The 22,633-nt window shown below is 62.4% G+C and carries 19 protein-coding genes; 16 read left to right on the top strand and 3 right to left on the bottom strand.

All coding sequences use genetic code 11. The features are described 5' to 3' along the window. The first annotated feature begins 150 nt into the window (after nt 1-150). The 11 genes from NKJ06_RS15195 (at nt 151) to NKJ06_RS15145 (ending at nt 14,592) form a co-directional block, all read left to right on the top strand. On the top strand, nt 151-1,050 hold the full coding sequence (locus NKJ06_RS15195; RefSeq protein ID WP_352810116.1) for a DUF3991 and toprim domain-containing protein: 900 nt from the start codon (nt 151-153) through the stop codon (nt 1,048-1,050). Between the two features lie 326 nt (nt 1,051-1,376). Next, complete coding sequence (locus NKJ06_RS15190) at nt 1,377-1,982, top strand: DUF1419 domain-containing protein (RefSeq protein WP_352810114.1); 606 nt, start codon at nt 1,377-1,379, stop codon at nt 1,980-1,982. A gap of 10 nt (nt 1,983-1,992) precedes the next feature. Continuing rightward, on the top strand, nt 1,993-2,391 hold the full coding sequence (locus NKJ06_RS15185) for a DUF3085 domain-containing protein (RefSeq protein ID WP_352740252.1): 399 nt from the start codon (nt 1,993-1,995) through the stop codon (nt 2,389-2,391). 86 nt (nt 2,392-2,477) lie between these two features. Further along, nucleotides 2,478-7,568, top strand: a complete 5,091-nt coding sequence (locus tag NKJ06_RS15180; RefSeq protein ID WP_352810112.1) for a helicase-like domain-containing protein — start codon at nt 2,478-2,480, stop codon at nt 7,566-7,568. A 328-nt stretch (nt 7,569-7,896) separates the two neighbouring features. Further along, on the top strand, nt 7,897-8,085 hold the full coding sequence (locus NKJ06_RS15175) for a hypothetical protein (protein WP_352810110.1): 189 nt from the start codon (nt 7,897-7,899) through the stop codon (nt 8,083-8,085). Between the two features lie 287 nt (nt 8,086-8,372). Continuing rightward, complete coding sequence (locus tag NKJ06_RS15170; protein ID WP_352810108.1) at nt 8,373-9,560, top strand: IS701 family transposase; 1,188 nt, start codon at nt 8,373-8,375, stop codon at nt 9,558-9,560. Between the two features lie 376 nt (nt 9,561-9,936). After that, nucleotides 9,937-10,407, top strand: a complete 471-nt coding sequence (locus tag NKJ06_RS15165) for a Ros/MucR family transcriptional regulator (protein WP_352785164.1) — start codon at nt 9,937-9,939, stop codon at nt 10,405-10,407. 664 nt (nt 10,408-11,071) lie between these two features. Further along, a complete protein-coding gene (locus NKJ06_RS15160) occupies nt 11,072-12,814 on the top strand; it encodes a ParB N-terminal domain-containing protein (protein WP_352785161.1) in 1,743 nt (580 codons plus the stop codon). Between the two features lie 97 nt (nt 12,815-12,911). After that, a complete protein-coding gene (locus tag NKJ06_RS15155; RefSeq protein WP_352785158.1) occupies nt 12,912-13,388 on the top strand; it encodes a UCP036055 family protein in 477 nt (158 codons plus the stop codon). Next, the gene (locus tag NKJ06_RS15150) at nt 13,385-14,269 is read left to right on the top strand and encodes a DUF7007 domain-containing protein (protein ID WP_352810106.1); all 885 of its coding nucleotides are present in this window, start codon (nt 13,385-13,387) and stop codon (nt 14,267-14,269) included. Before NKJ06_RS15155 ends, NKJ06_RS15150 begins: the two co-directional genes overlap by 4 nt. Next, nucleotides 14,269-14,592 (top strand): hypothetical protein, encoded by a 324-nt coding sequence (locus NKJ06_RS15145; RefSeq protein ID WP_352810104.1) that lies wholly within the window; start codon nt 14,269-14,271, stop codon nt 14,590-14,592. The genes NKJ06_RS15150 and NKJ06_RS15145 overlap by 1 nt, the downstream gene beginning before the upstream one ends. A gap of 13 nt (nt 14,593-14,605) precedes the next feature. Here NKJ06_RS15145 and NKJ06_RS15140 read toward each other — a convergent pair whose 3' ends face one another. Next, entirely contained in the window at nt 14,606-14,914 is a 309-nt protein-coding gene (locus NKJ06_RS15140; RefSeq protein ID WP_352810102.1) for an alkylphosphonate utilization protein, read from the bottom strand. A gap of 515 nt (nt 14,915-15,429) precedes the next feature. Between NKJ06_RS15140 and NKJ06_RS15135 the strand changes: the two genes are divergently transcribed. The 5 genes from NKJ06_RS15135 (at nt 15,430) to NKJ06_RS15115 (ending at nt 21,734) form a co-directional block, all read left to right on the top strand. Beyond that, nucleotides 15,430-16,017 (top strand): hypothetical protein, encoded by a 588-nt coding sequence (locus NKJ06_RS15135; RefSeq protein ID WP_352726782.1) that lies wholly within the window; start codon nt 15,430-15,432, stop codon nt 16,015-16,017. A gap of 334 nt (nt 16,018-16,351) precedes the next feature. Continuing rightward, the gene (locus tag NKJ06_RS15130; protein WP_352810100.1) at nt 16,352-17,278 is read left to right on the top strand and encodes an ArdC family protein; all 927 of its coding nucleotides are present in this window, start codon (nt 16,352-16,354) and stop codon (nt 17,276-17,278) included. Nucleotides 17,279-18,393: 1,115 nt separating this feature from the next. Then, nucleotides 18,394-18,702, top strand: a complete 309-nt coding sequence (locus NKJ06_RS15125; protein ID WP_023819777.1) for a DUF736 domain-containing protein — start codon at nt 18,394-18,396, stop codon at nt 18,700-18,702. Nucleotides 18,703-19,056: 354 nt separating this feature from the next. Beyond that, nucleotides 19,057-19,467, top strand: a complete 411-nt coding sequence (locus tag NKJ06_RS15120) for a hypothetical protein (RefSeq protein ID WP_352810098.1) — start codon at nt 19,057-19,059, stop codon at nt 19,465-19,467. Then, nucleotides 19,464-21,734, top strand: coding sequence for a relaxase/mobilization nuclease domain-containing protein (locus NKJ06_RS15115; protein ID WP_352810096.1), 2,271 nt, complete (start codon nt 19,464-19,466; stop codon nt 21,732-21,734). Before NKJ06_RS15120 ends, NKJ06_RS15115 begins: the two co-directional genes overlap by 4 nt. 132 nt (nt 21,735-21,866) lie before the next feature. On the opposite strand, the gene NKJ06_RS15110 is transcribed toward NKJ06_RS15115, so the two are convergent. Together NKJ06_RS15110 and NKJ06_RS15105 are read right to left on the bottom strand one after the other, a co-directional pair. Beyond that, nucleotides 21,867-22,148 (bottom strand): helix-turn-helix domain-containing protein, encoded by a 282-nt coding sequence (locus NKJ06_RS15110; protein WP_352794992.1) that lies wholly within the window; start codon nt 22,146-22,148, stop codon nt 21,867-21,869. Beyond that, nucleotides 22,145-22,468 carry a type II toxin-antitoxin system RelE/ParE family toxin gene (locus NKJ06_RS15105; RefSeq protein WP_352810094.1) on the bottom strand — a complete coding sequence of 108 codons (324 nt, stop codon included), beginning with the start codon at nt 22,466-22,468 and terminating at the stop codon, nt 22,145-22,147. The genes NKJ06_RS15110 and NKJ06_RS15105 overlap by 4 nt, the downstream gene beginning before the upstream one ends. Nucleotides 22,469-22,633: the final 165 nt, after the last annotated feature.

Here is a 22,633-nt window from a genome sequence, read left to right as displayed (position 1 = left end):
CGAGCGGCAGGCCGCAAGGGAGGCTGCGCCGCGGCGAAAGCCGCGCCCTTGCGCCCTTTGCTCTTCGCGGCGGTTGGGGAGTGTTCCGCCAGTAGTGCGGAACAAATTGACTTGAAGAAAGGCCGGCCGGAAGGCTCTCGGGAGAGAAGAATGGAAAAGACGGATATAGAAGCGCTGCGCGGCCGGGTCGGCTGTGCCGCGGTGCTGGAGACCAGCGGCTTTACGGTCGACCTCAAGGAAAGCACGCGCAAAGCGGTCAAATACCGTCGTGGCGACGATATCATCATCGTCATCCATGACGGCAAGGGATGGTTCGACCCGTTGTCGGATCGAAAGGGCGATGTCTATTCGCTGGTGCAGCATCTGGATGGCGGCGATTTCCTGGAAGCCCTCTTGCAGGTAGCCTCGCTTGCGGGGTTCGTGCCGAGCGAGCCGGAATGGAAACGACAGTCTCGGGGGACCGAACCCGACCAGTCAGTTCCGAAGCGATGGGCGGCCCGACGCAAGCCGTGGCGCGGATCGGCGACCTGGCGCTATCTGCGCGATGAGCGGCACATTCCCGAACAGGTCATTGCGACTGCGATCGCTCAGAACGTTCTGAGGGAAGGCCCGCGCGGCAGCATGTGGGCCGCCCACAGCGACGCGGCCGGTCTCGTCACCGGCTGGGAGGAGCGCGGACCGCAATGGCGTGGCTTTGCCGCCGGGGGCGGCAAGGTGTTGTTCCGGTTGGGGTCCGCGACAGCCACCCGCATCTGCGTCAGCGAAGCGGCCATCGACGCCATGAGCCTGGCCGCGATCGAACGGATCCGGCGCGATACGCTCTATGCCAGCACCGGCGGCGGCTGGTCGCCGGCGACGGACACGGCTCTTCGCCTGTTGGGAGGAAGGCCGAACAGGCGGCTTGTAGCGGCCACCGACGCCAACCCCCAGGGCGAGGCATTCGTGTCGAGGCTGCGTGAGCTTGCCGGCGAGGTCGTCTGTGACTTTGAGCGGCTGAAGCCGCGCGCCGAAGACTGGAACGCGATGCTGCAGGACGCGGCATCCGCCTGATGGCGCCGATCACTCAACCGCAGCGCAGAATTGAAGATCGCCGGCCGTTGTCATGTCCGCTCGAAAGGGTGCGCACGTTGCCATGACAGCCGGTTCGCACCGCCAAATTGGGGAGGGCAACAAGGAAAGGGAGAAAAGAAAAGGAAACCCGGCTGCCGCATGCCCGCCGGTCGCGTGCAAGGGTGAAGCTTCGCCCGGCTGCGCCGGCCCTTGACCCGCCCGGACGGAGAGGCGGCCGCAGGGGAGGGGTCATGAAGGGCTGAAGATGATGGGCATCCACGGGGGTGCTGCGCGCTCAGGCCCGACGAGGCTGAAGGAGCCCGCAAATGAACCCCTTTTTTCCCAATCGCAAAGTCTACCAGGGCATCGCCGACCGCCGGCAGATGTTTCGCATGTTCGATCGCCATGCGCAGCGCCCGGAACGAGATCACGTCGATGCCGGATCTCTTTATAGCGGGGAGTGGTTTGGAGTAGGCCGCGGCGAGCACGACTACATGCTGGAGATCCTGCCACCGCTCTGGATGCGAGGCGAGATGTTCGCGCTGCGCGAGTTCCTTACCGATAGCATTACCAGCGTCTTCTACACGCTGCGCATCGACGGCAGAACGCGTTACTATCATGCCTATTGCGACCTGAATGTCGCACGATCGGCTGCCGAAATGCGCGATGCCATCGTCGAGCGCGAGTCCTGGCCGGTGAAGGCGATGACGCGCGAAGAGCGGCTCGAGCATATCTGGAGCGCCACGCACGACGAGTACCGCGGCTATGCCGGGGACCGCTGGCTGCCGGAGCATCGCGGCAAGCGCACGGTGCTCTGCTATGGCGGCCGGCAGGGCGCCATGCCGAAGCTGCTCGACGAGCTCACCGATGATGAGATCGCGGCGAAGCTGCCGGTGCATCTGCGCCACCTTCCCGCCGCCGTTGCCGCGTGAGGGGGAAGCGATGTTCACTTTTCCCATTCTTGCCGTCCGCAAGGTCATCGAGCGCGGAAAAACCGATGCCGCCAACAACGGGGGTTTTCGCAATCCCTATTATGGCCTCAAGCCCGGCCAGGGCGAGATCCCCGGCCTCTGGCTGGTTGGTGACGAGGGCGTGTATGTGCTTTCGAACGGCAAGCTGGCCGAAGGCCAGAAGGCGCTCATTTGCTATTCCGAAGAATGCCACCCGATCGGCAACCCCGACTGGTTTCACTACAAGCAGCGCCATTTCGGCGGTGACGACGGCATCGAATTCATCGACGCCGAGCAACTGATCCCGCTGTTCGATCGCAACCTTCGCTGCACGCATCTCAACGTGCAGCTCACCGAGACCGAAGTCTCGCTGTCCCTGATCGCCCGCTAACCCCCAGCAAACCTGCCAGCCCTTTCACGCGGTCGCCAACGCCGTCCGCGCGATCGTGCTCGCCCTCAAATCCAAGGAGATTTTCCATGGCTCATGACGACCCCTTTACCATCGACCTGTTCGGCAGCACGGCCATTTCGTCCGGACTTGGCCTTGGCGTCACGGCCTTCGCGGCTGACTTCCGGCCGGGCGATGAAGATGATCCCGATTCCTCCGCGCCTTGGCCGGTCACGCCGGCGGTTGCAGCCAGGCAACCGATGTCGAAGCCTCGACGGGTTCATGGACTGAACTTTCATCTTGCCGGCGATCGTGGGCTGGCCCGTGGCTGGAAGGATCGGGCCCGCGACAACATCGCCTCGATCCGGCTCGCCGCCGAGTTCGGGGCCGACAATCGTCCTGCCCCGCGTGAGGAGCAGGAGCGGCTGATCCGGTTCACCGGCTTTGGCGCGTCCGACCTTGCCAATGGTGTCTTCCGCCGCCCCGGCGAGCCCGAATTCCGTAAGGGCTGGAACGAGATCGGCTCGGACCTGGAAGATGCCGTCGGCGAGATCGACTATGCCTCGCTCGCACGCTGCACCCAATATGCCCACTTCACGCCTGAGTTCATCATCCGGGCGATCTGGTCAGGTCTCCAGCGTCTCGGATGGCGCGGCGGTCGGGTTCTTGAACCAGGCGTCGGAACCGGCCTATTTCCGGTGCTGATGCCCCAGTCCCTGCGCGGCGTCTCCCACGTCACCGGGATTGAACTCGATCCCGTCACCGCGCGCATCGCGCGGCTGTTGCAGCCGCAAGCGCGGATCATAGCCGGCGATTTCGCCCGCACCGATCTGCCGGCGAGCTTCGACCTCGCCATCGGCAATCCGCCGTTTTCGGATCGAACCGTGCGCTCCGATCGGGCGTATCGGTCGATGGCATTGCGGCTGCATGACTATTTTATCGCGCGCTCCGTCGACCTGTTGAAGCCGGGGGCATTCGCCGCCTTTGTGACCAGCTGCGGCACTTTTGATAAGGCCGACAGCACCGCGCGCGAGCATATCGCGAAGACCGCGGACCTGATCGCCGCGATCCGCCTGCCCCAGGGCAGTTTCCGGACCGACGCCGGCACGGATGTCGCGGTCGACATCGTGTTCTTCCGCAAGCGTAAGATCGGCGAGCCAGAGGGCGACCTGTCATGGCTCGACACCGAAGAAGTTCGGGCCGCGACCGCAGATGAGGGCGCGATCCGCGTCAACCGATGGTTCGCGCGCCACCCGGATTTCGTGCTCGGCACGCATGCCTCGATCTCGGGGCCTTACGGCGAGGCCTATTCCTGCCTGCCTCATCCCGGTGTCGATCTGCAGCGGGCGCTCACCGCTGCGATCTCGCTCCTTCCGGAAGCCATTTACAACGGCGAGCCGGACGAGATTGATCATGACGCCGAGGACAGCGACGATGTCGTGGATGCCTTGCCGGAAGGCGCCGGCGTGCGCGAGGGCAGTTTCTTTGTCGCGAAAAATGCCGCCCTGGCGCAGATGATCGACGGTGCTGCCGTCACCATCACCGTGCGCAACGGCCGGGCGAGCGAAGGCGTGCCGGAAAAGCACGCGCGTATCATCCGCAAATTGATCCCCATCCGTGATGCCGTGCGTGAAGTCCTGAAGGCCCAGGAGTTCGACCGGCCCTGGAAGCCGGCCCAAGTCAAGCTGCGCATCGCCTGGTCGAATTTTGTGCGCGCCTTCGGCCCCATCAACACGACCGTCGTTTCAACCACCGAGGACGCCGAGACCGGCGAGGTCCGCGAGGCGCATCGCCGGCCGAACCTGCAGCCTTTTGCCGACGATCCTGATTGCTGGCTGGTGGCTTCTATCGAGGATTACGATCTCGAAACCAATACCGCGCGGCCGGGTCCGATTTTCAGCGAGCGCGTCATCGCGCCGCCCGCAGCACCCATCATCACAAGTGCTGCCGATGCGCTTGCCGTCGTCCTCAACGAACGCGGCCATGTCGACGTCGATCACATCGCCGAGCTGCTGCACGCCGATGCCGAAGCAGTCATCGCCGAACTTGGCAACGCCATCTACCGCGATCCCGAGACCGGTTCCTGGCAAACGGCCGACGCCTATCTCTCCGGCCAGGTCCGCGACAAGCTCAACACCGCAAAAGCCGCTGCCACACTCGGCCCCGCCTTCGAGCGCAATGTCCGTGCCCTGGTCGAGGTTCAGCCGGCCGATCTCCGGCCTTCCGATATTACCGCCCGTCTTGGCGCACCATGGATCCCCGCCGCCGATGTTGCCGCCTTCGTCAAGGAGACCATGGGCGCCGAGATCAGGATCCATCATATGCCGGAGCTGGCATCGTGGACGGTTGAAGCGCGGCAATTGGGATGGATGGCGGTCGGCACGTCCGAATGGGGCACCGATCGCCGTCATGCCGGCGAGCTCATAGCCGACGCGCTGAACAGCCGGGTGCCGCAGATCTTCGATATAGTGAAGGAGGGCCCTGCTGAAAAGCGCGTGCTCAATGTTGTGGATACGGAAGCCGCCAAGGAAAAGCTGCAGAAGATCAAGACCGCTTTCCAGAACTGGATCTGGTCCGATCCCGACCGGACGGATCGGCTGGCGCGGGTCTATAACGACCGCTTCAACAACATCGCCCCCCGAAGATTCAACGGGGAACACCTGCAACTTCCAGGCGCCTCCGGCGCCTTTTCTCTTTATGGGCACCAGAAGCGCGGCATCTGGCGCATCGTCTCGGCCGGCTCGACCTACCTCGCCCATGCCGTAGGCGCCGGCAAGACCATGACGATTGCCGCGGGCGTCATGGAGCAGCGCCGGCTTGGCCTGATCGCCAAGGCCATGTTGGTCGTTCCCAGCCATTGCCTTGCACAGATGGCTCGCGAATTTCTGGCGCTCTATCCGACCGCGCGAATCCTGGTGGCCGACGAGACGAATTTTTCTTTAGCCAAGCGACATCGCTTCCTGTCACGGGCGGCGACCGCTGCTTGGGACGCGATCATCATCACCCACAGTGCCTTCCGCTTCATCGGCGTGCCGTCGGCATTCGAGCAACAGATGATCCACGACGAACTGGAACTCTACGAGACGCTGCTGACCAAGGTCGAGAGCGACGACCGCGTCTCGCGCAAGCGTCTCGAGCGGCTGAAGGAGGGGCTCAAGGAACGGCTGGAGGCGCTGGCGACCCGCAAGGACGACCTGCTCACCATCTCCGAGATCGGCGTCGACCAGGTCATCGTCGATGAAGCCCAGGAGTTCAGGAAGCTCAGCTTCGCCACCAACATGTCGACGCTCAAGGGCGTCGATCCGAACGGCTCCCAGCGGGCCTGGGACCTTTATGTCAAATCCCGGTTTGTGGAGACGAGGAATCCGGGCCGGGCGCTCGTGCTGGCCTCGGGCACACCGATCACCAACACGCTTGGCGAGATGTTCTCGGTGCAGCGCTATCTCGGTTACCAGGCGCTGCTTCAGCGCGGGCTGCACGAGTTCGACGCCTGGGCTTCGACCTTTGGCGACGTCACGACTGAACTCGAATTGCAGCCATCCGGCAAATACAAGCCGGTGACGCGCTTCGCCACCTTCGTCAACGTGCCGGAGCTGATTGCGATGTTCCGCTCCTTCGCGGATGTGGTGATGCCGCAAGACGTTCGGGACTATGTGAAGGTGCCGGCGCTTTCGACCGGCGCACGTCAGATCATCACCGCCAAGCCGTCCGCCGCCTTCAAGCGCTACCAGATGGTGCTCGACGCCCGCATCAAGGCCATCGAGGAACGCGACCGTCCGGCAGAAGCTGGTGACGACATCCTGCTGTCGGTTATCACCGATGGCCGGCACGCTGCTATCGACCTGCGCCTGGTTGATCCCGACAATGACAATGAGCCGGACAACAAGCTCAACGATCTGATCGGCAATGCCTTCCGTATCTGGCAAGAAACAGCGCAAAGCAGCTATGTCCGCGCCGACGGCAAGCCGTTCGAGCTTCCTGGCGCAGCGCAGATGATTTTTTCCGATCTCGGCACGATCAGCGTCGAGAAAACCAGAGGCTTTTCGGCCTATCGCTGGATCAGGGACGAGTTGGTCCGCAGGGGCGTTCCGGCATCGGAGATTGCGTTCATGCAGGATTTCAAGAAGTCGGAGGCCAAGCAGCGCCTGTTCGGTGATGTGCGGGCCGGAAAAATCCGGTTCCTGATCGGCTCTTCCGACACGATGGGCACCGGCGTCAACGCGCAGCTCCGCCTCAAGGCGCTGCATCATCTCGACGTACCGTGGCTTCCTTCCCAGATCGAGCAGCGCGAAGGTCGTATCCTGCGGCAGGGCAACCAGCACGATGTCATCGATATCTTCGCCTACGCCACGGAAGGATCGATGGACGCCCAGATGTGGCAGAACAACGAGCGCAAGGCCAGGTTCATCGCGGCCGCCCTCTCCGGAGACACGTCCATTCGGCGGTTGGAGGATATGGGTGAGGGGCAGGCCAACCAGTTTGCTATGGCCAAGGCGATCGCCTCGGGCGATCCACGTCTGATGCAGAAGGCAGGTCTGGAGGCAGACATTGCCCGCCTGGAGCGCCTTCGCGCGGCCCACATTGATGATGAGCACGCCGTTCGGCGGCAGATCCGCGATGCCGAGCGCGATATCGAATACGCGACCCGGCGCATCGGCGAGGTCGGCAAGGATATGCAGCGCCTCGTGCCGACGACCGGCGATGGGTTCAGCATGGTGGTCGGGGGCGAGGCGTTCACGGAGCGCAAACTCGCCGGTCGTGCGCTGATGAGGGAAATCCTGACTCTCGTGCAGCTTCAGCAGGAGGGCGAAACCACTATCGCCTCCATCGGCGGCTTCGATTTCGAATATTCGGGCGAGCGTTTCGGCAAGGACGGTTACCGCTATGCCACCATGCTGATGCGCACCGGCGCCGATTGTGAAATCGAGCTGCCGGTGACCACTACGCCGCTTGGTGCGATTTCTCGCCTCGAGCATGCCTTGGCCGGCTTCGAGGGCGAGCAGGTACAATACCGTCAGCGTCTTGAGGATGCCGAGCTCAGGCTCACCTCCTATCGCTCGCGTCAGGGTGGCGAGTTCGGATTTTCTGGTGAACTGGCTGAGAAGCGCCGGCAGCTTGCGGAAATCGAAAACGATCTTGCGTCTTCGATTGATGGCCAGGATCCGCGTGCAGCCGCATAGCCGGCTCGATACAGGCTGCCGCTCATTGTCTCAGGCATTGACCGGCGGCAAAGGTTCAAGGTGGCTCGGGTGCAGGCGATGCAGGAGGCGCGCTGAACTGCTTAACATGTTGGATGCCGCGTTTCTGTCATGCTCGGCTCCGGCCAGCCAGACCACATGACGTTACGTCAAGAATCAGCTAACTGGATCATCGCGGCGGACCTGATTGGACCGTCCGGCTGGCGCCTGCCAGAGCCCCCCGCAAAAGCAGGCGCCGGCCTTTTAGCGCTTGAAAGATCGAGCAGTCATATTGTTCGTCTTGTCCCCATCCAGAGACGAGGCAGTTGCGATGGACGACACCAAAGGCAGCGCAAACCACACGTCCGTTGAGATAGTCGAGGCCATGGGCGAGTGGTTCGTCCGTGTTGTTGGGGACGGCGAAGAACCTACCCGGTCATTCGACCTGGAATCGTTCGCCCTTGCCTTCGCGGAAAGCCAGCGGATACGCCTAGGGCTTAAGGACTTCAAGCGGATCTGACCCGACTTCCGCGTTCACACCATAGCCGCCTAAGTTCAGTTTGCTATTGATCCGTTGCGGGATGGCCCTATGCTGTGCCGATCAACTTCCGTTCTTCACCATAAGACGGCAAGACTAAAGTCTTGCACCACGCAAGCAAAGGTCTAACGTAACCGCTTTGGTTCCGTACTTGTCCGTTGGACGTTCCGTTATTTTAGCTAATCGGCACATAATAGGTCCGTCACTTAGTACTACAGTTGCGGATCATTTGATTTTCTGATTCACTTCGACAGGTTATGGAGGGAACCATGTCTGTCGCTTCGTGGTCAGGGTCGTTGTTGGCTTGGGAGCAGGAGCTCACAGCGCTGAAGGCGCGGGTTGGGCGGGTGCTTCCTCGTCGTGAATTGCGGGAGACGGGCGCCGATTTCCTTGACGGCCTTCTTTCCGGCATTGAGCGCAAGACAGCCTGGCTGATGGCTGAGCAATCCGGAGCGGAGCGGCCCTATCGGATGCAGTCGCTGTTGGGGCGCAGCCACTGGGACGCTGATCGGCTCCGAGACGAGGTTCGCGATTATGTGGTGGAGGCGTTGGGCAATGAGGATGGCGTCCTGATCGTCGACGAGACGGGATTTGTGAAGAAGGGCGATCGTTCCGCCGGTGTCGCGCGTCAGTACTCGGGAACGGCGGGGCGGATCGAGAACAGCCAGATCGGCGTGTTCTTGGCTTACGCGAGCCGCTACGGCCAAGCACTGGTCGATCGTCGCCTTTATCTGCCGGAGAGCTGGACAAAGGATCGGGCGCGATGTGCCAAGGCGTCGATCCCGGAGACGGTCGAGTTCGCGACCAAGCCAAAGATGGCGCGCGCCATGGTCGAGGCGGCGCTCGATGCCGGCGTCCCGTGCGCTTACGTTCTGGGCGACGCTGTCTACGGGGCGGACAGCAGCCTTCGCCGGATGCTGGAAGCTCGCGAGCAGCCCTATGTCTTGGCGGTTCGAGGCGCTCACTTCATGCGCCGTGGAGGGGATCGTCTGTTTGAGGAAACCTCGCCCGAGGAACTGGCCAGCGAGTTCGAGCCCGACGACTGGGTCTGTCATGCGGCAGGTGAAGGCGCCAAAGGGCCTCGGCTCTACGACTGGGCACGCATCCGCCGCCCTTGGACGTCAAAAGGCGGCTTCGAGCATTGGCTTCTCGTCCGCCGCAAGCGATCGACATCCGGAGAAAAAGCCTATTACCTGGTCTTCGCCCCGCCCGGTTCCTCCTTGGCCGAATTGGCGGCAGTGGCCGGCCTGCGCTGGGCGATCGAGGAGTGCTTTGAGCGCGCTAAGGATGATCTCGGACTTGATCATTGCGAGGCTCGGTCCTGGCACGGATGGCATCGCCACATGAGCCTGTGCATGGCCGCCCTGGCATTCCTGTCGAAGCTATCGGCTGATCTTCGCCGCAGCGCATGGAGCAAACCGAACGAAACGAGTCCAAAGGAGCCAATCGCCGCCTGATCCGGATGGCTGCGCTCGTCCCGAGCGTCCCCGAGATCCGCTATCTCCTCGCCCGGATCCTCATCTTCCCACCGACACAAAAGCCCTTCATCATTGCCTGGTCGCTATGGCGACGACGACATCAGGCTGCGGCCACCATCTGTCACTACAAACGGCATCGGCATCCGCAACTGTAGTATTAGATGGCTGATAGGCCGTCAGTTTTATTGGTCTAAAGCAAAGTCGCGGCCAAAAAGAACGCATCAATTTCGGCGTCGCTCTTGCCCTGCGCCGCAAAGCCAGATGCCATCATTGGCTTAGAATAGATCAGGCCCGGTTGCGTACTGGACATTGGTCAAATAGAGATGGGTACAAATCAGACAAAAGGACCGACACATTGACAGAAGAATCCGACCACCGCGCCGCCGAACTAGCCGAGCTTACTGCGGAGATTGTGTCCGCCTACGTAAGTAAGAACCCTGTACCGGCTACCGGCCTGCCTGAACTAATCGCATCCGTGCACAAGTCTCTGTCCGGGCTTGGTACGCCGATCGCGCCTGTCGTTGAGCCGCAAACTCCCGCGGTCAACCCAAAGAAGTCGGTGACGCCAGACTTCATTATCTGTCTCGAAGACGGCAAGAAGTTCAAATCCCTGAAGCGTCACCTGAGCACGGACTTCGGGCTGACGCCGGACGCTTATCGCGAGAAGTGGGGCTTGCCGCGCGATTATCCGATGACGGCTCCGAATTACGCCGCTCAGCGTTCGCAACTGGCGAAGTCCATCGGGCTTGGGCGCAAGGCTGAACCCGTCGCACCAGCCAAGAAGGCACCCGCGAAGCGGAAAACCAAAGTGTCCGCCACCACCTGACGCTACGTAACGACTCAGCTATGTCAAGGCGCGGCGGATCCCAATCCCGCCCGTGGCCGGCGCCATTCGGATAAGCTTCAGCGAGGGCGCCGGCCTTTGTTCTTAGCGTGGCGGAACTCGCCGGGCGAAGAAACCCCAACCACCTCAAGCCCGGCGAGCCTAGACCTGATCAAAGTTCGCGATCAGGACCGGGATCAACCGGCACCACGTCCGAAGCAAGAGCAATGCCAGTACTTTGGTCCCGAAATGGGACAATGCCGGGTTCCCTCGCTAGCACCCGGGTTTCTCTTCAGAAAAACCAACGTAGAACAAAAACCCTGTGAGCTTTCGCCACGGAGCCGCCGCGCCAAGGCAGAGAACCGTTCTGCTTATCGCCATGCCCCGGTCTACGTCGCAGGGTTGAGGAAAGGAAAACTTAGGAGGAATAAAACCCGCTCGCAGATCGGGCGGGCCGCTGACGCTGGCGCTCAACCGCGCCGCTCGCGATCCCGGCCGCGTCGTCCTGCGCAGGGCTGTTAGCCCCGCTCGGCCAGCCGGGCAGGGATGCTCGGCCGCAGGTGCACCGGCCCGCCCGCTCCGCGGGCCAGGGGATGTCTTCAGGAAGAAGACGAGGAAGGACGCAGCGATCAGCGGTGTCCCGCAAAACCCTTGAAGGAGCATCCCGATGGAACTGAAGTTTGTCGACCCGCGCGCGCTGAAGGATAACCCTGACAAGGCGCGACGCTCGAAGTCGAGTCCGCAGGCCGACGCGCTGCTGCTGGCTACGATCCGTGCCGTCGGCATCGTGCAGCCGCCTGTCGTCGCGCTGGAGACCGATGGCGGCAATGGCTACGTCATCGATGCCGGCCATCGTCGGGTGAAGCAGGCGATCGCGGCCGGTCTCGAAGAGATCGCCGTGCTGGTGATCGAGAGGGCCGAGGATGGCGGCGCCATGCGCTCGCTAGCGGAAACGCTCGCTCACGAGCAGCTCAATCCCGTCGACCAATGGCGCGCCATTGAGCGGCTGGTCGCGCTCGGCTGGACCGAGGAAGCGATCGCCGTCGCTTTGGCGCTGCCCGTCCGCCAGATCAGGAAGCTGCGCCTGCTGGCCAACGTTCTGCCGGCCATGTTGGAGCAGATGGCTAAGGGCGACATGCCCAACGAGCAGCAGTTGCGCACCATCGCCTCGGCTTCGCTTGATGAACAGAAGGAGGTCTGGAAGAAGCACAAGCCCTCCAAGGCTGATCCCCAGGTGTCGTGGTGGAGCGTGGCGCAGGGCCTGACGAAGCGCCGCATGTACGCGCGCGACGCTAGCTTCGGTGACGATCTCGCCCAGGCCTACGGCATTGCCTGGGTCGAGGACCTGTTCGCTCCGGCCGACGAGGACAGCCGCTACACGACGGATGTCGAGGCCTTTCTTGGCGCCCAGCAGGAGTGGATGGCAAACGCTGTGCCCAAGCGTGGCGTGATCGTGGAAGCCGGTCAGTGGGGCGAGCCGAAGCTGCCGGCCAAGGCCGAGCGTCTGTACGGTAAGCCGTCGAAATCCGATCACACCGCCATGTATCTCGACCGCGACGGCAAGGTGCAGTCGGTCGCGTATCGTATGCCGGCCGTCAAAAAGTCCAAGGACAAGAATGGCGCTGATGTCGAGGCCGATGGCGATGATATGGTCGTTACGGCAAAGCCGCGTCCGGACGTGACGCGCAAAGGCATGGAGATGATCGGCGACCTTCGTACCGACGCACTGCACGAGGCGCTGTCGCGCGCACCGATCGAGGACGACACGCTGATGGCGCTGCTCGTTCTCGCCTTCGCCGGCCAGAATGTGACAGTGGCATCTGGTGCCCGCGACATCTCCTATTACGGGGCGGCAGGCCTCGGCGAGCATGCCGCGCGCCTGTTCGACCAAGAGGGCAAGCTCGCGTTCGACATGGACACGCTGCGCATCGCCGTGCGTTCCCTGCTGATCGACGTTCTGTCCTGCAGGGAAAATCGCTCGGACAGCGGCGTTGTCGCCCGTGTCGCCGGCGACGTCATCGCCGCCGACAGCTTCTTAGCCAACATGGGGACGGAGGATTTCCTGTCATGCCTGTCGCGGCAGGCGTTGGAAAGTGCCTGCGCGGATACATCCGTCCTGCCCCGTCAGAAGGTCAAGGATACCCGTGCGGCCCTGGTCGAGCATTTCAAGGAAGGCCGCTTCGTCCACCCGTCGGCGCTGTTTGCGCCCACTCCGGAAAAGCTGACCTCCTGGCTGAAGAAGAACCAAGCCAGGGAACAGCCTGACGACGGCACGCCGGAGGACCAGGACGAGCTCGACGGCGATGCGATCGTCGATCCTGCACATGACCATGTCGGCGACGATGACGCTGCGCAGGACGAGGACCTCACTGACGAACAGATCGAGCCTTACAAGGTGGCCGCCGAGTAGGCGGCTGCGCCTTACCTTTCCCTTCGAACGATCATTCCGCCGCCGGCACATCACCGGCGGCGGTTCTGTTTCCACCATGAGCACCACGGAGAAAACGATGTCCGCCCAATTAATCTATGACCTTGTTCCACTCGCATCCATCGTGACTTATTCCGACGGATCCCCACGCCCGCCAGAGCGGCATCGCAAGAAGCTCGCAGCCTGGGAAAATCGCAACGGCGGCGGTCGCCTGATCCGCAAACAGGCCGAGGCCCGCATCGGCAGTACGACGCTGCCCGCCTCGATCACCCTGCAAAAGGGCGACTATGGCAGTCAGGGAACCATTGTGCTGCGCGTCCACCAGACGTTTTCGGTGAACAGCGACCTGAAGTTTTCGGTCAAGGAGCGGCCCGCCATCGGCTCCGTCCTGGTGCTCGACCGCGCCGGCGCCGATGCCGAGCTTGTCCATCTTGCCGCCAATCGCAGGGCGGCCGAGGAATGGCTTACCCGCTACGGCTATCCGAACGCCGTGTTGCAGCAAGCCACGGCCGACACCGTAGCGGCGGAAACTGTGGAGGGGAGGACGGCAGCATGACTGCGCGAACTTCTGAAACCCATGTCGTCGAACCCCCCGGTTCTCCGGAAGTTACTTTTGGCCGAAGCGCCGATGGGCTTTGCGTTGCCCTTGTCGGTGAGCACGCCTTCGCCATGGCTCCGGCCCGCGATGGCCGGCACTATCTTGTCACGGGCTGGCGTATCCGCCGGCCCATGACCGAATGGACGCGCAGCGATTTCTACGGCCATGCCGGTGAGCTTGCCGACGAGGCGGCATTTCGCGGGCATGTCGAGGAGAACGCCCTTCACCAGCAGCAGCGCGCGGCTCTCGGACGTCGCGAGATCCACTCCCGTTCCCACACGCCATGGGGGAGGTCGCAGGGAGCGACCGTCTATGCCGAGGGCGTTGTGGCTCACTCAACTGCGGGCCATGGCGGGTTCCATCTGTCGGCGGAGCGAAATTGCAAAGTCCATGACATGCTCCGCGCCAATGGCGGCTGGTATGAAGAGGACTGCCATTGGGCGGCCGTCGCCCAGGCCTTCCCCCAGTTGTTCACGGACTTCGAGAACGATTGTGCGGAAAAGTCGATACGCGACTGGTACCCGGATGGCTGGGAGGCGATCCACGGCAGGGTGCTCGAACCCGGCCAATCTGCGAAAAAGGACGAGCGGGCATTTTTCGAAAAGCATACCGATGACTGGATCGTGGTGTCGGCGATCCGTTCCGGGCACCAGCCCGGTTTCACCGAGGTTATCGCGACCCCTGGCGGCAGGCGCGGACCGGGCACGGAGGAACGTCGCTTTCTCGTTGCGACCGACGAATACCATGTCGGCCGCTTTGGATTCGTCATCGATGTTGCGCGCCACCGCGTCTATGGCGGGCCCTCGAGCTTCATGGATTGGCAGGGGAGGGAGACATAATGTCCGTCTCCGGTCGCCGCGCACAGCTCTTTCGCATGGAGGAGGCTCGGCGCCACACACAGCGCCAGCTCGATATGATCGACCGGCAGATCATGAGGCAGATGACGGCGATCATTCCGCAGCTCAAACTCCAGCGTATCGGCCACCGACGCCGAAACCCTGCTGATGCCAGGACCTTTCTGGAACGGTATCGATCGAACCTTGCCGCGATCACACAGGAAAGGCAGCACGAAATCGATGCGCTCTCACGCAAACTGGCCAGGCAGGACGCTGCAATCGCAGCACTGCGTGACAGGATCGCGCAGGACCTGCTGCGTGCCTAATACTGGTGTCTGATCAGCGCTTGCGGACGAACTCCGTTCGCAACACCAGCCCCTTGATCGCATCATGTCGGCAATCGATTTCTTCGCGATTTTCGGTGAGCCGGATCGACTTGATCACGGTCCCCTGCTTCAGGGTCTGGCCGGCACCCTTGACCTTGAGGTCCTTGACGAGGACGACGGAGTCGCCGTCGGCGAGCACATTGCCGGCGGCATCGCGCACTTGAATTTTTCCGGCAGAAGCTGCAATGGCAGCCATCTCCGACGCTGGTCGCCATTCCCCTATTGCGTCGTCATAGACGTAGTCGTCGTTGTGACCGGTCATCGCTGCCCTCGTTTCGGAGTTGAACACGCTACGCTGCCAGCCCGACATGGGAGCAGGCCAAAGAGTTGATCCGCAGCAGCGGACCGGCGCAGCTCATCTATACCAGCAGGAGCCGGCGTTCAAACCACTGTCGACCCTCGCGCAGCCTGGCGGGCAGGCGGATCGTGTGGACGCGGGAATTGAACACTGCATTTCCTCGTGCATACCGATATCCGAATTCATCCCTTGCCGGTCTTCCCGGCGGGTTTGCTGCGGTCTGAACCGGCGGCTGTCCGCTTCAAGGCCGCTATCGCGCCGCGGGGCGGCCGGATCCCGCCGATCTCGGCAAGGCTGGCCCGCGTCCCGCGCAGGGCCAGTGAAGAACTGACCCCGCTTGTCCGCAAGCCAACCTCGCTCGCCTGGCAGGCTCCGGACCCTGAAGCGTCCAGCTTCTGCCGGTTCCTTTTGACCGCACCCGCAGGAAAGACCGGCAAGGGCCGGAACACCTGAAGGGCATCGCTAGAAAGGAAAGCTCAATGTCCAGTTCAACCCGCTCCACCAAGGCCAAGGCCCGCGTCGTCCAGCTCCGCAAGGGCACAACCCTCGAAATGGTCCGGCTCTGCTGCCCGGATGGCCACCAGGCCACCCTCATTTCCGAAAGCTTCGGCCTCTCCATCCTCGACAGTGACGGCATCCGTGAATTCCATGAGCGCAGTCTGATCGAAAGCGCCGATACGCTCTCCGAGGGCCTTTCCGAAAAGGCCATGCAGATCCACCTGCAAAGAATCGTCGGGTCCCATGTCGGCTCCGCCTTTGGAGCAGGCCAGTTCTACTCGAAGGCCGTCACCGAGGCGAAGGATGCCACGGCCAAGCTCGCCAATGACACCCGCGACGAGGACATTGACGGTCCGGTCGGCTTCGACAGCAAGGCCCAACGCAAGCGCGAATTCGCCGCCGAAATGGGCCTTCAGGCACATGCCCTGCGCATGGCCGCCGAGGGCGCCGTTGCCGCCTACGAGCACATCGTCGGCGAGAGCTGGAAGCCCTACGAACGCCAGACCGAGAACCCCGGCCAGACCGTCAACCGGCAGGCGGCCGATCTCCAGATGGCGGCCCTTGGCTAACTGCCATCGGGCGGAGCTTCGGCTCCGCCCGATCTTCTCATACTGAGGCTGGTGTCCGTTCGGGAGCCGGCCTCTTTGCTGTGCCAAAGGCACCCGGCGCAAAGATGGACACGGCAAGTGATTAAGACCGCGCCAATCGCGGCCGTCACGAATGATGGTCCTGCTCCGGTGCTCGTCCCGCGAAACGGCTGCGCCGTCCTCCACTGACGTTGCGGCCCGCAAGCGATGGTTCTCAGCTTCCCCATCGATCCTCCGCGGGTTCGCGGACCTGCGGTCCTGCGCGTGCGGACCTCGTGACGGCCGCGATTGGCACGGCCTCGAATGGAGGTTTGAAATGGATAGGAACAACAACAAGCCCCGCGTCGACATCTACGCGAAAATCACCGATCGTATCGTCGCGGATCTGCAGAAGGGCGTGCGTCCCTGGGTCAAACCGTGGAGCGTTGCGAATACGACCGGTCGCATCACACGGCCGCTCCGTCACAACGGCCTGCCGTATCAAGGGATCAATACACTGCTTTTGTGGTCGGAGGCGGTCGCGAGGGGCTTTGTCTCTCCGGTCTGGATGACGTTCAAGCAGAGTGCGGAGCTCGGGGGTCATGTTCGCAAGGGCGAGACCGGCTCCATGGTTGTTTACGCCAGCCGGTTCACTACGACGGACACTGACGCGCATGGCGAGGAAGTCGAGCGGGGTATTCCGTTCCTCAAGGCCTACACGGTGTTTTGCGCCGACCAGATTGAAGGTCTGCCGCCGCACTATCATGCGGCGCCAGAGCCTGCCGCCGATCCTGTCCAGCGCATCGAGCACGCCGACCGTTTTTTCGACAACACCGGAGCGGTTGTGCGGTATGGCGGAGACAAGGCCTATTATTCTCCCTCTTCCGACCATGTGCAGTTGCCGTCACCGGAATTTTTCCGGGATATGGCTTCATTTGTCGCCACGAGAGCACACGAGACCCTGCATTGGACATCGGCTCCTCAGCGGCTGAACAGGGACCTCAGCCGCTACCACAAGGATCGAACGGATCGGGCGCGCGAAGAATTGCTCGTCGAGCTTGGTGCTGCGATGCTCTGCGCGGACCTCGATATCGTCCCCGAGCTCGAACCGAGACCCGATCATGCCGCCTATATTCAAGGCTGGGCCAGCCTGCTGGGCAGCGACAAACGGGCGATCTTTCAGGCAGCCGCCCACGCACAACGCGCGGTCAATTATCTCCACGAATTCCAGCCGCAGGCGGAAGAATTGGGGAGGGCGGCCTGATGCTACGCGCTCCGCTGTTGCAAGGGGAGAGCGCCGAGCCCTCCCCGATCCGCTTTCGCGTCATCAGTCTGGGCGCCGGAGTGCAATCGACCCCTTCGTCCTGATGGCGGCACACGGTCATTTTTGCCCTATATTCGCCGATACTTGCTGGGAAGCGGCCGTTGTCTGTGACCATCTTCGCTGGTTGCCTCGCCGAATGTGCTGCCCTTTGCGCGAAATCTCCCCAACGTCGCTGAGGGCAAGCATCGGGCATGATTCCCGCTTTACCCCGGTACCGTCGACCGGGATTTCCATGCGGATAAGCCGAGCCGCGAGACCATAGAGAAGCGCATAACTCGGCGGGATTGCCTCAACTAGGTCGACATCTTGACGTGGCCGGCTAGGGCCAGCTCGACCTTTGGCCAAATGAAGGATGTGCGGCGTGTGATGGTCCAGTTTGGCAAGCGTCGTTCGCTCGGCAGAGCACATCAGGGTGAGGCCCCGCCTTGCGGCTGGCCCCGTTCGGGCGGTAACCCGGGGCCGAACCTGATCAGCCGGCTGGTGCCGGCGTCCAGCCCAAAGATGGCTATCGATGTCCGCTATGCGGCCGCTCCTGCTTGAACAGCAGATTATCAGGCTCCTGGGACTCGCCTCGCGGCCCGTCATCGTTCGACCGATATCAGGAGGCGGGTGCGTCTCTTTCCGAGCTATCCGTCGTTCTACAATGACGCGTGACGGGGACGGCCAGGCTTGATGATGCCTGACGTTAGTCGAAGTTGCGGTGATCATTCCGATGGGAGCTCGACCGTCGTCTGGCCGGCGGTTTCATGGAAAGGCCCACCACCTGCGTCCTCGATGGGGCTGGTCTGACCGAAGGCCGTCTTCGCTTCGCTGCGCCTCGTTCTTAAACCCGCAACAGCCGGTCGCGACTTTCTTCCCCTGGCGACTGCGCCGCCATTCCGCGCGGAACAAGAAAGCCTCCCCCTGGCTGCCCTTCACTGTCGTTGCGGCCCTAAGGACCACCCCATGCGCACGCGCAATGGGGACCCCGGTGGGTGCGGGCCGATCGCCTCCGGTCCATCGACCGCCATCGAGGTCGCGGTGGTCGCGGCCCGAGAAACTCACGGAGACGACAAATGGCTACCATCGGCACATTCACCTCAAACGGCAACGGCTTTTCCGGAGCCATCAAAACCCTCAACCTCAACGTCAAAGCCAAGCTGATCCGCGTCGAGAACCCTTCCGACAAAGGCCCCCACTTCCGCGTCTACTCGGGTAGCGTCGATCTCGGAGCCGCCTGGCAGAAGGTCTCCAACGAGGGCCGCGACTATCTCTCGGTCAAGCTGGACGACCCGAGCTTCCCCGCTCCGATCTACGCCACCCTGATCGAGGTGGAAGGCGAGGAAGGCCTGCAGCTGATCTGGTCTCGCCCCAACCGGGACTGATCGCCTCGACGAGGGCTCCGCCGCAAGGCGGGGCCTTCGGCCGTTCCCAAACCAAGCCCGCAGGCGGAACGAGAAAGCGTGACAAAGCGATGGCTGCGGAGCATTATGCCTATGGGCCGATGCAACAAAGTGCCGAGGTGCATAAGTGCCTGTGTCATAATATTAATTTGCACATCGGTGCAATGTTCCAGGATGCATGATCGGCTCTGGATTAATGTGTCAGTGAGTCAGTATAATGTTTCATATTGAATTGACAAGATACGCAATTTGGGTCCAAATTGGCTGAGCAGGTCGTCGCTTCGCTTCGACCTGGACCGTCTTCGACGTGAGGCCCATCCGCCATAGCGAGGAATTTTGGACACCAGCGCCGCCCACAAGGACACCCGAAAGCGTTCCCGGATCGATATTGGGCCGGAGGCGGGCGCGCTCCTGGATGAGGCCTGCAAGGTGTTCCAGCTTGACCGAGCGGAGACGTTGCGGCGCATTATCCGGGCCAGCCTGAATGTCGGTCCCGCTCTGTCAGCTGAGAATTCACGCACTGTCGCGGCGTTGGCCTCACAAGTCCGGATGGTCGGCCGAAACCTCAGCCAGCTTCTCCATGCCATTCATTCCGGCCACGCTGCCCCCATGGAGGCGGCGTTGCCGATATGGGAAGCGCTGGATGAGAGGGTGAAAGCTGTCGACGCCGAATTGACGGCGATGACGATCGCCCATGGCCTGAAACTTCGGAAGGCGGCGCATCTGCTGGATGGTGAGGGCGCGTGAACCTCGACCAGTCTTCCATGCAAGCCATAGCCGATCGGATTCGCGCGAGCGCGGCTTTTGAAGAAGAGAACCGCAAGCGCCGGCGTCGGGCCCTGTTGTCCTTTGCTGGAAATGACGATGATTGGTTGTTCAAGACGGTTCGCGGCCGGAAGGGGAAGGACGGTCTCGGGGCAAGCCAGCCACCGGAACCGGCCGTGCCGCGCTCGGCTCCCGGGGAGCTGGAGCCGCCGCGCGGTAAAGCCGGGCGCCTAAACCTCGCCCTGCCAGCGAAGCGACGGAAGCTCGCCGGCGGCCCTCGGCCGAGGGCCGCTGCCGACAAGCTGGCGGCCGGGTATCAGCCGGCCGTTCTGAAGGTGATTTCCTACGGGCATGGCGTCACAAGGGCAGCCGCCATCGGTCAATATATCCAGAAGGAGGGCGTCGCGCTCGAGACGCATGACGCGCGTATCCTGGCAGCGCAGGAAGCTGTTGCCGAGGAAATGAAACAGTGGGGCAAGGGTTTCGACAAGCGGCGGGAGAGCGAGGATGTGGCGACGTTTCGGCTTTCGCTGGGAGGGCAGGAGAATGCCGAGCGCCTTTCACAGGCAGTTCAGGCAGGTTTCGCCGGCCACGGTTTCGCCTATCGTATCGACACACTGCAGGACGGATCGAGCGTCGCGCGCGTCGTCGCGACCATGGCCGGACACAGCGTCGTGCGGGGTGAGAACGGGGACGACAAGGTGCAGCATCGGTTTCACTTTTCGGATCGACGCCAGCAGGATCGCCAGTTCTCGGCACCGACCCGGGCCATGATCGCCTCGCGGATCTCCGAGGCGCTTGGGGTCAAGGAGGATACCGTTTCGGTGAAGCCAATTGGGGAGCCCAGCCACGGCAAAGCCGGTGTCGTGTTCCAGCTCGCGCGCCTTAGCCATGACGGAGCGGCGATCGGCGCCGACGGCGCCGCGATCGCGTCTGAGGAGGCGGTTCGGCAGACCGCGCAGTCCTGGGACAAGACCCTGAATTCCTACAAGCCTCGCGACACCATGCACATGATCCTGTCGGCCAAGGCGGGCGAGGATAGGCAAGCTCTGGTGAGGGCCGCGCGTGGGTTCCTGCATGAGCAGTTCCCCAATCACAAATTCGCCTTCGGCATGCATGCCGATATGGCGGAGGAGGGCGGTCATATTCATGTCCACGCCATCGTTGCGGTGAAGGGTGAGGACGGTGAGCGCTTGCGACCAGGTCCGGCCCAGCTTCGCGAATGGCGCGCGCTCTATGCCCAGCACGCACAAGCGCAGGGCATGAAAATCGTCGCGACTTCCGCGGCCTATCGAGCGTCATCACAAAGCTATGGTCCGCGCGACAAGGCGATTGTGGCCACGGCCGAAAAGCCGCGGCCGGGCAGGGAGGCGCGTGACCGCGCCTACGCCCGTGCAAACCCGCACGTCATCGAGAAAGCCCGCCAGCGGATCGACTACGCGAGGGCCAACCCGATAAAGATTCCGATTTCGGCGCGCCAGCTGCAGGCCACCCAGGCAAGCCTTCGGGACTGGCACTCGGTTGCTGCTTCCCGGCCGGATAACGCGATAGCGAGTCAATTCATTGATCGGATGACGCAAGCTTCCCGATCCGGTACTGTTGTGGTCGCTATTCGAGATGGAAAGGGTGTTCAAATGAGTTCAAATGCCACCGCGGACCAGATGCGGGAAAACCTAAAACAGATCAACGAGACCGTTAACAAGACAGCGGCCATGATGAACGGCCAGACGAAAGCGGAGTTCTTACGGCGCGCGGCGCCCACCATGGAGCTGTTGGCGATCCGGACGGATCTCAAATCGCTGCAGGAAGGTGGCGTCACGCATGTCAGTGAAGACCAGGCCCATAGGATTGCCGGCGCGCGCGCCGAAGCTTTGATCCATCGCGCTCAGGAGATCGAGGCCGCTGAGCGGCTTGAGGCCGATCGCGCTCGCGAGATACGCAATCGCGCCATCGAGCAGGAGATCCGCGACGAACGAGCCGGATCGGCTGATCCGACCTCGCTTGAGCAGGTTGCGCAAGACCGCGAAATGGTGCGCAACGCCGAAAGCATCGCTGCGAAGGAAGCCCGCGAGGCACAAGCCGCAAACGAAGCCGCGCGTTCATTGGCGCAGAATCCTAACGAGCGGCTTGATCCCGAGATCGTCAAAGGCGAACGGCTCGAAGAACTGCAGCGCCTGCAGTCGAGGAGCATCAACACCGCTCCAGTCGAAGGCGAAGAGCCGGATTCACAAAAGCCGCAAAAGCAGTAGTTGCCTCGTCATGCACCACTGCGTGGGCTCGTTGTTCCCCAAGCCGGGCTCTGGCAGCGGCTCGGTTCGGCACACGCTCGCGTCCAAACGCGGATGTACTCCGAGGAAAGACGAGGATTAGAGATCTCGTGATTATGCAACTTCCTTCACCCGGATTTCTATATCCAGGTGAGCGGAGGCGGCGATGTTGACGAGCGCGTCAAGCGAGAACTTGGCGAGCTTACCGCGCAGCAGATCATTGATACGAGGGCGCGTCAGGCCAAGCCGCTTGGCGGCTTCCTCCTGAGAAATTTCCCAACGCTGGACTGCCTTACGGATTTCGTAGAGCAGCGCCGAGCGCGCCTTGAGGTTTGCTGCCTCCTGTTCGGTGTCCGCCAGTGCGTCCCAGACGTTCTCATAGATTTCTACGTTCATCGTTCTGCCTTCCATCGTTTTAGCCGTTGAGCCGCCAGATTGAGGTCTTTCTTGGATGTGGCCTGTGTCTTCTTCTGGAACGCATGAAGCACCAAAACGCGGTCCTCCAGGGTTGCCAGATAGATGACGCGGAACGCTCCCGATGCCTCCCGGACTCTGATTTCCCTGACGCCGGCCCCCACGATCTGCAGAGGCTTCCAGTCGTCGGGATCGTCGCCGCGCTGGACAAGTTCGAGCTGCCAGCCGGCCTCTATCCGCGCATCGTCAGGAAACGCTCGAACATCCGCCCTACTGCTTCCAAGCCATTCAATCACCTTCATCGGGGTGCACTGTATCGGTTTTGATACATGTTGGGTAGAGCGAAAATCAATCGCATTTTACGGACCAGCAATCAGCTCACGTCCCCACCAAGAACCGGGAGGCGCAACGAAACGGTTCGATGCGCACGCCATCGGATTAGGGACGCTTCGTCTTGTTCTCACACT

The organism is Mesorhizobium sp. M0293 (assembly GCF_040321735.1).
GTDB lineage: Bacteria > Pseudomonadota > Alphaproteobacteria > Rhizobiales > Rhizobiaceae > Mesorhizobium.
Note: the sequence above shows the minus strand (reverse complement) of the source record. Positions and strands in the feature narration are given on the sequence as shown.

What these genes read in the sequence shown, in the direction of transcription:
- NKJ06_RS15150 (WP_352810106.1), top strand. Translation starts at nt 13,385, where the DNA reads ATGACTGCGCGAACTTCTGAAACCCATGTCGTCGAACCCCCCGGTTCT.
- NKJ06_RS15105 (WP_352810094.1), bottom strand. Translation starts at nt 22,468, where the DNA reads ATGAAGGTGATTGAATGGCTTGGAAGCAGTAGGGCGGATGTTCGAGCG.
- NKJ06_RS15135 (WP_352726782.1), top strand. Translation starts at nt 15,430, where the DNA reads ATGTCCAGTTCAACCCGCTCCACCAAGGCCAAGGCCCGCGTCGTCCAG.
- NKJ06_RS15110 (WP_352794992.1), bottom strand. Translation starts at nt 22,148, where the DNA reads ATGAACGTAGAAATCTATGAGAACGTCTGGGACGCACTGGCGGACACC.
- NKJ06_RS15130 (WP_352810100.1), top strand. Translation starts at nt 16,352, where the DNA reads ATGGATAGGAACAACAACAAGCCCCGCGTCGACATCTACGCGAAAATC.
- NKJ06_RS15190 (WP_352810114.1), top strand. Translation starts at nt 1,377, where the DNA reads ATGAACCCCTTTTTTCCCAATCGCAAAGTCTACCAGGGCATCGCCGAC.
- NKJ06_RS15145 (WP_352810104.1), top strand. Translation starts at nt 14,269, where the DNA reads ATGTCCGTCTCCGGTCGCCGCGCACAGCTCTTTCGCATGGAGGAGGCT.
- NKJ06_RS15160 (WP_352785161.1), top strand. Translation starts at nt 11,072, where the DNA reads ATGGAACTGAAGTTTGTCGACCCGCGCGCGCTGAAGGATAACCCTGAC.
- NKJ06_RS15140 (WP_352810102.1), bottom strand. Translation starts at nt 14,914, where the DNA reads ATGACCGGTCACAACGACGACTACGTCTATGACGACGCAATAGGGGAA.
- NKJ06_RS15175 (WP_352810110.1), top strand. Translation starts at nt 7,897, where the DNA reads ATGGACGACACCAAAGGCAGCGCAAACCACACGTCCGTTGAGATAGTC.
- NKJ06_RS15185 (WP_352740252.1), top strand. Translation starts at nt 1,993, where the DNA reads ATGTTCACTTTTCCCATTCTTGCCGTCCGCAAGGTCATCGAGCGCGGA.
- NKJ06_RS15180 (WP_352810112.1), top strand. Translation starts at nt 2,478, where the DNA reads ATGGCTCATGACGACCCCTTTACCATCGACCTGTTCGGCAGCACGGCC.
- NKJ06_RS15170 (WP_352810108.1), top strand. Translation starts at nt 8,373, where the DNA reads ATGTCTGTCGCTTCGTGGTCAGGGTCGTTGTTGGCTTGGGAGCAGGAG.
- NKJ06_RS15125 (WP_023819777.1), top strand. Translation starts at nt 18,394, where the DNA reads ATGGCTACCATCGGCACATTCACCTCAAACGGCAACGGCTTTTCCGGA.
- NKJ06_RS15155 (WP_352785158.1), top strand. Translation starts at nt 12,912, where the DNA reads ATGTCCGCCCAATTAATCTATGACCTTGTTCCACTCGCATCCATCGTG.
- NKJ06_RS15195 (WP_352810116.1), top strand. Translation starts at nt 151, where the DNA reads ATGGAAAAGACGGATATAGAAGCGCTGCGCGGCCGGGTCGGCTGTGCC.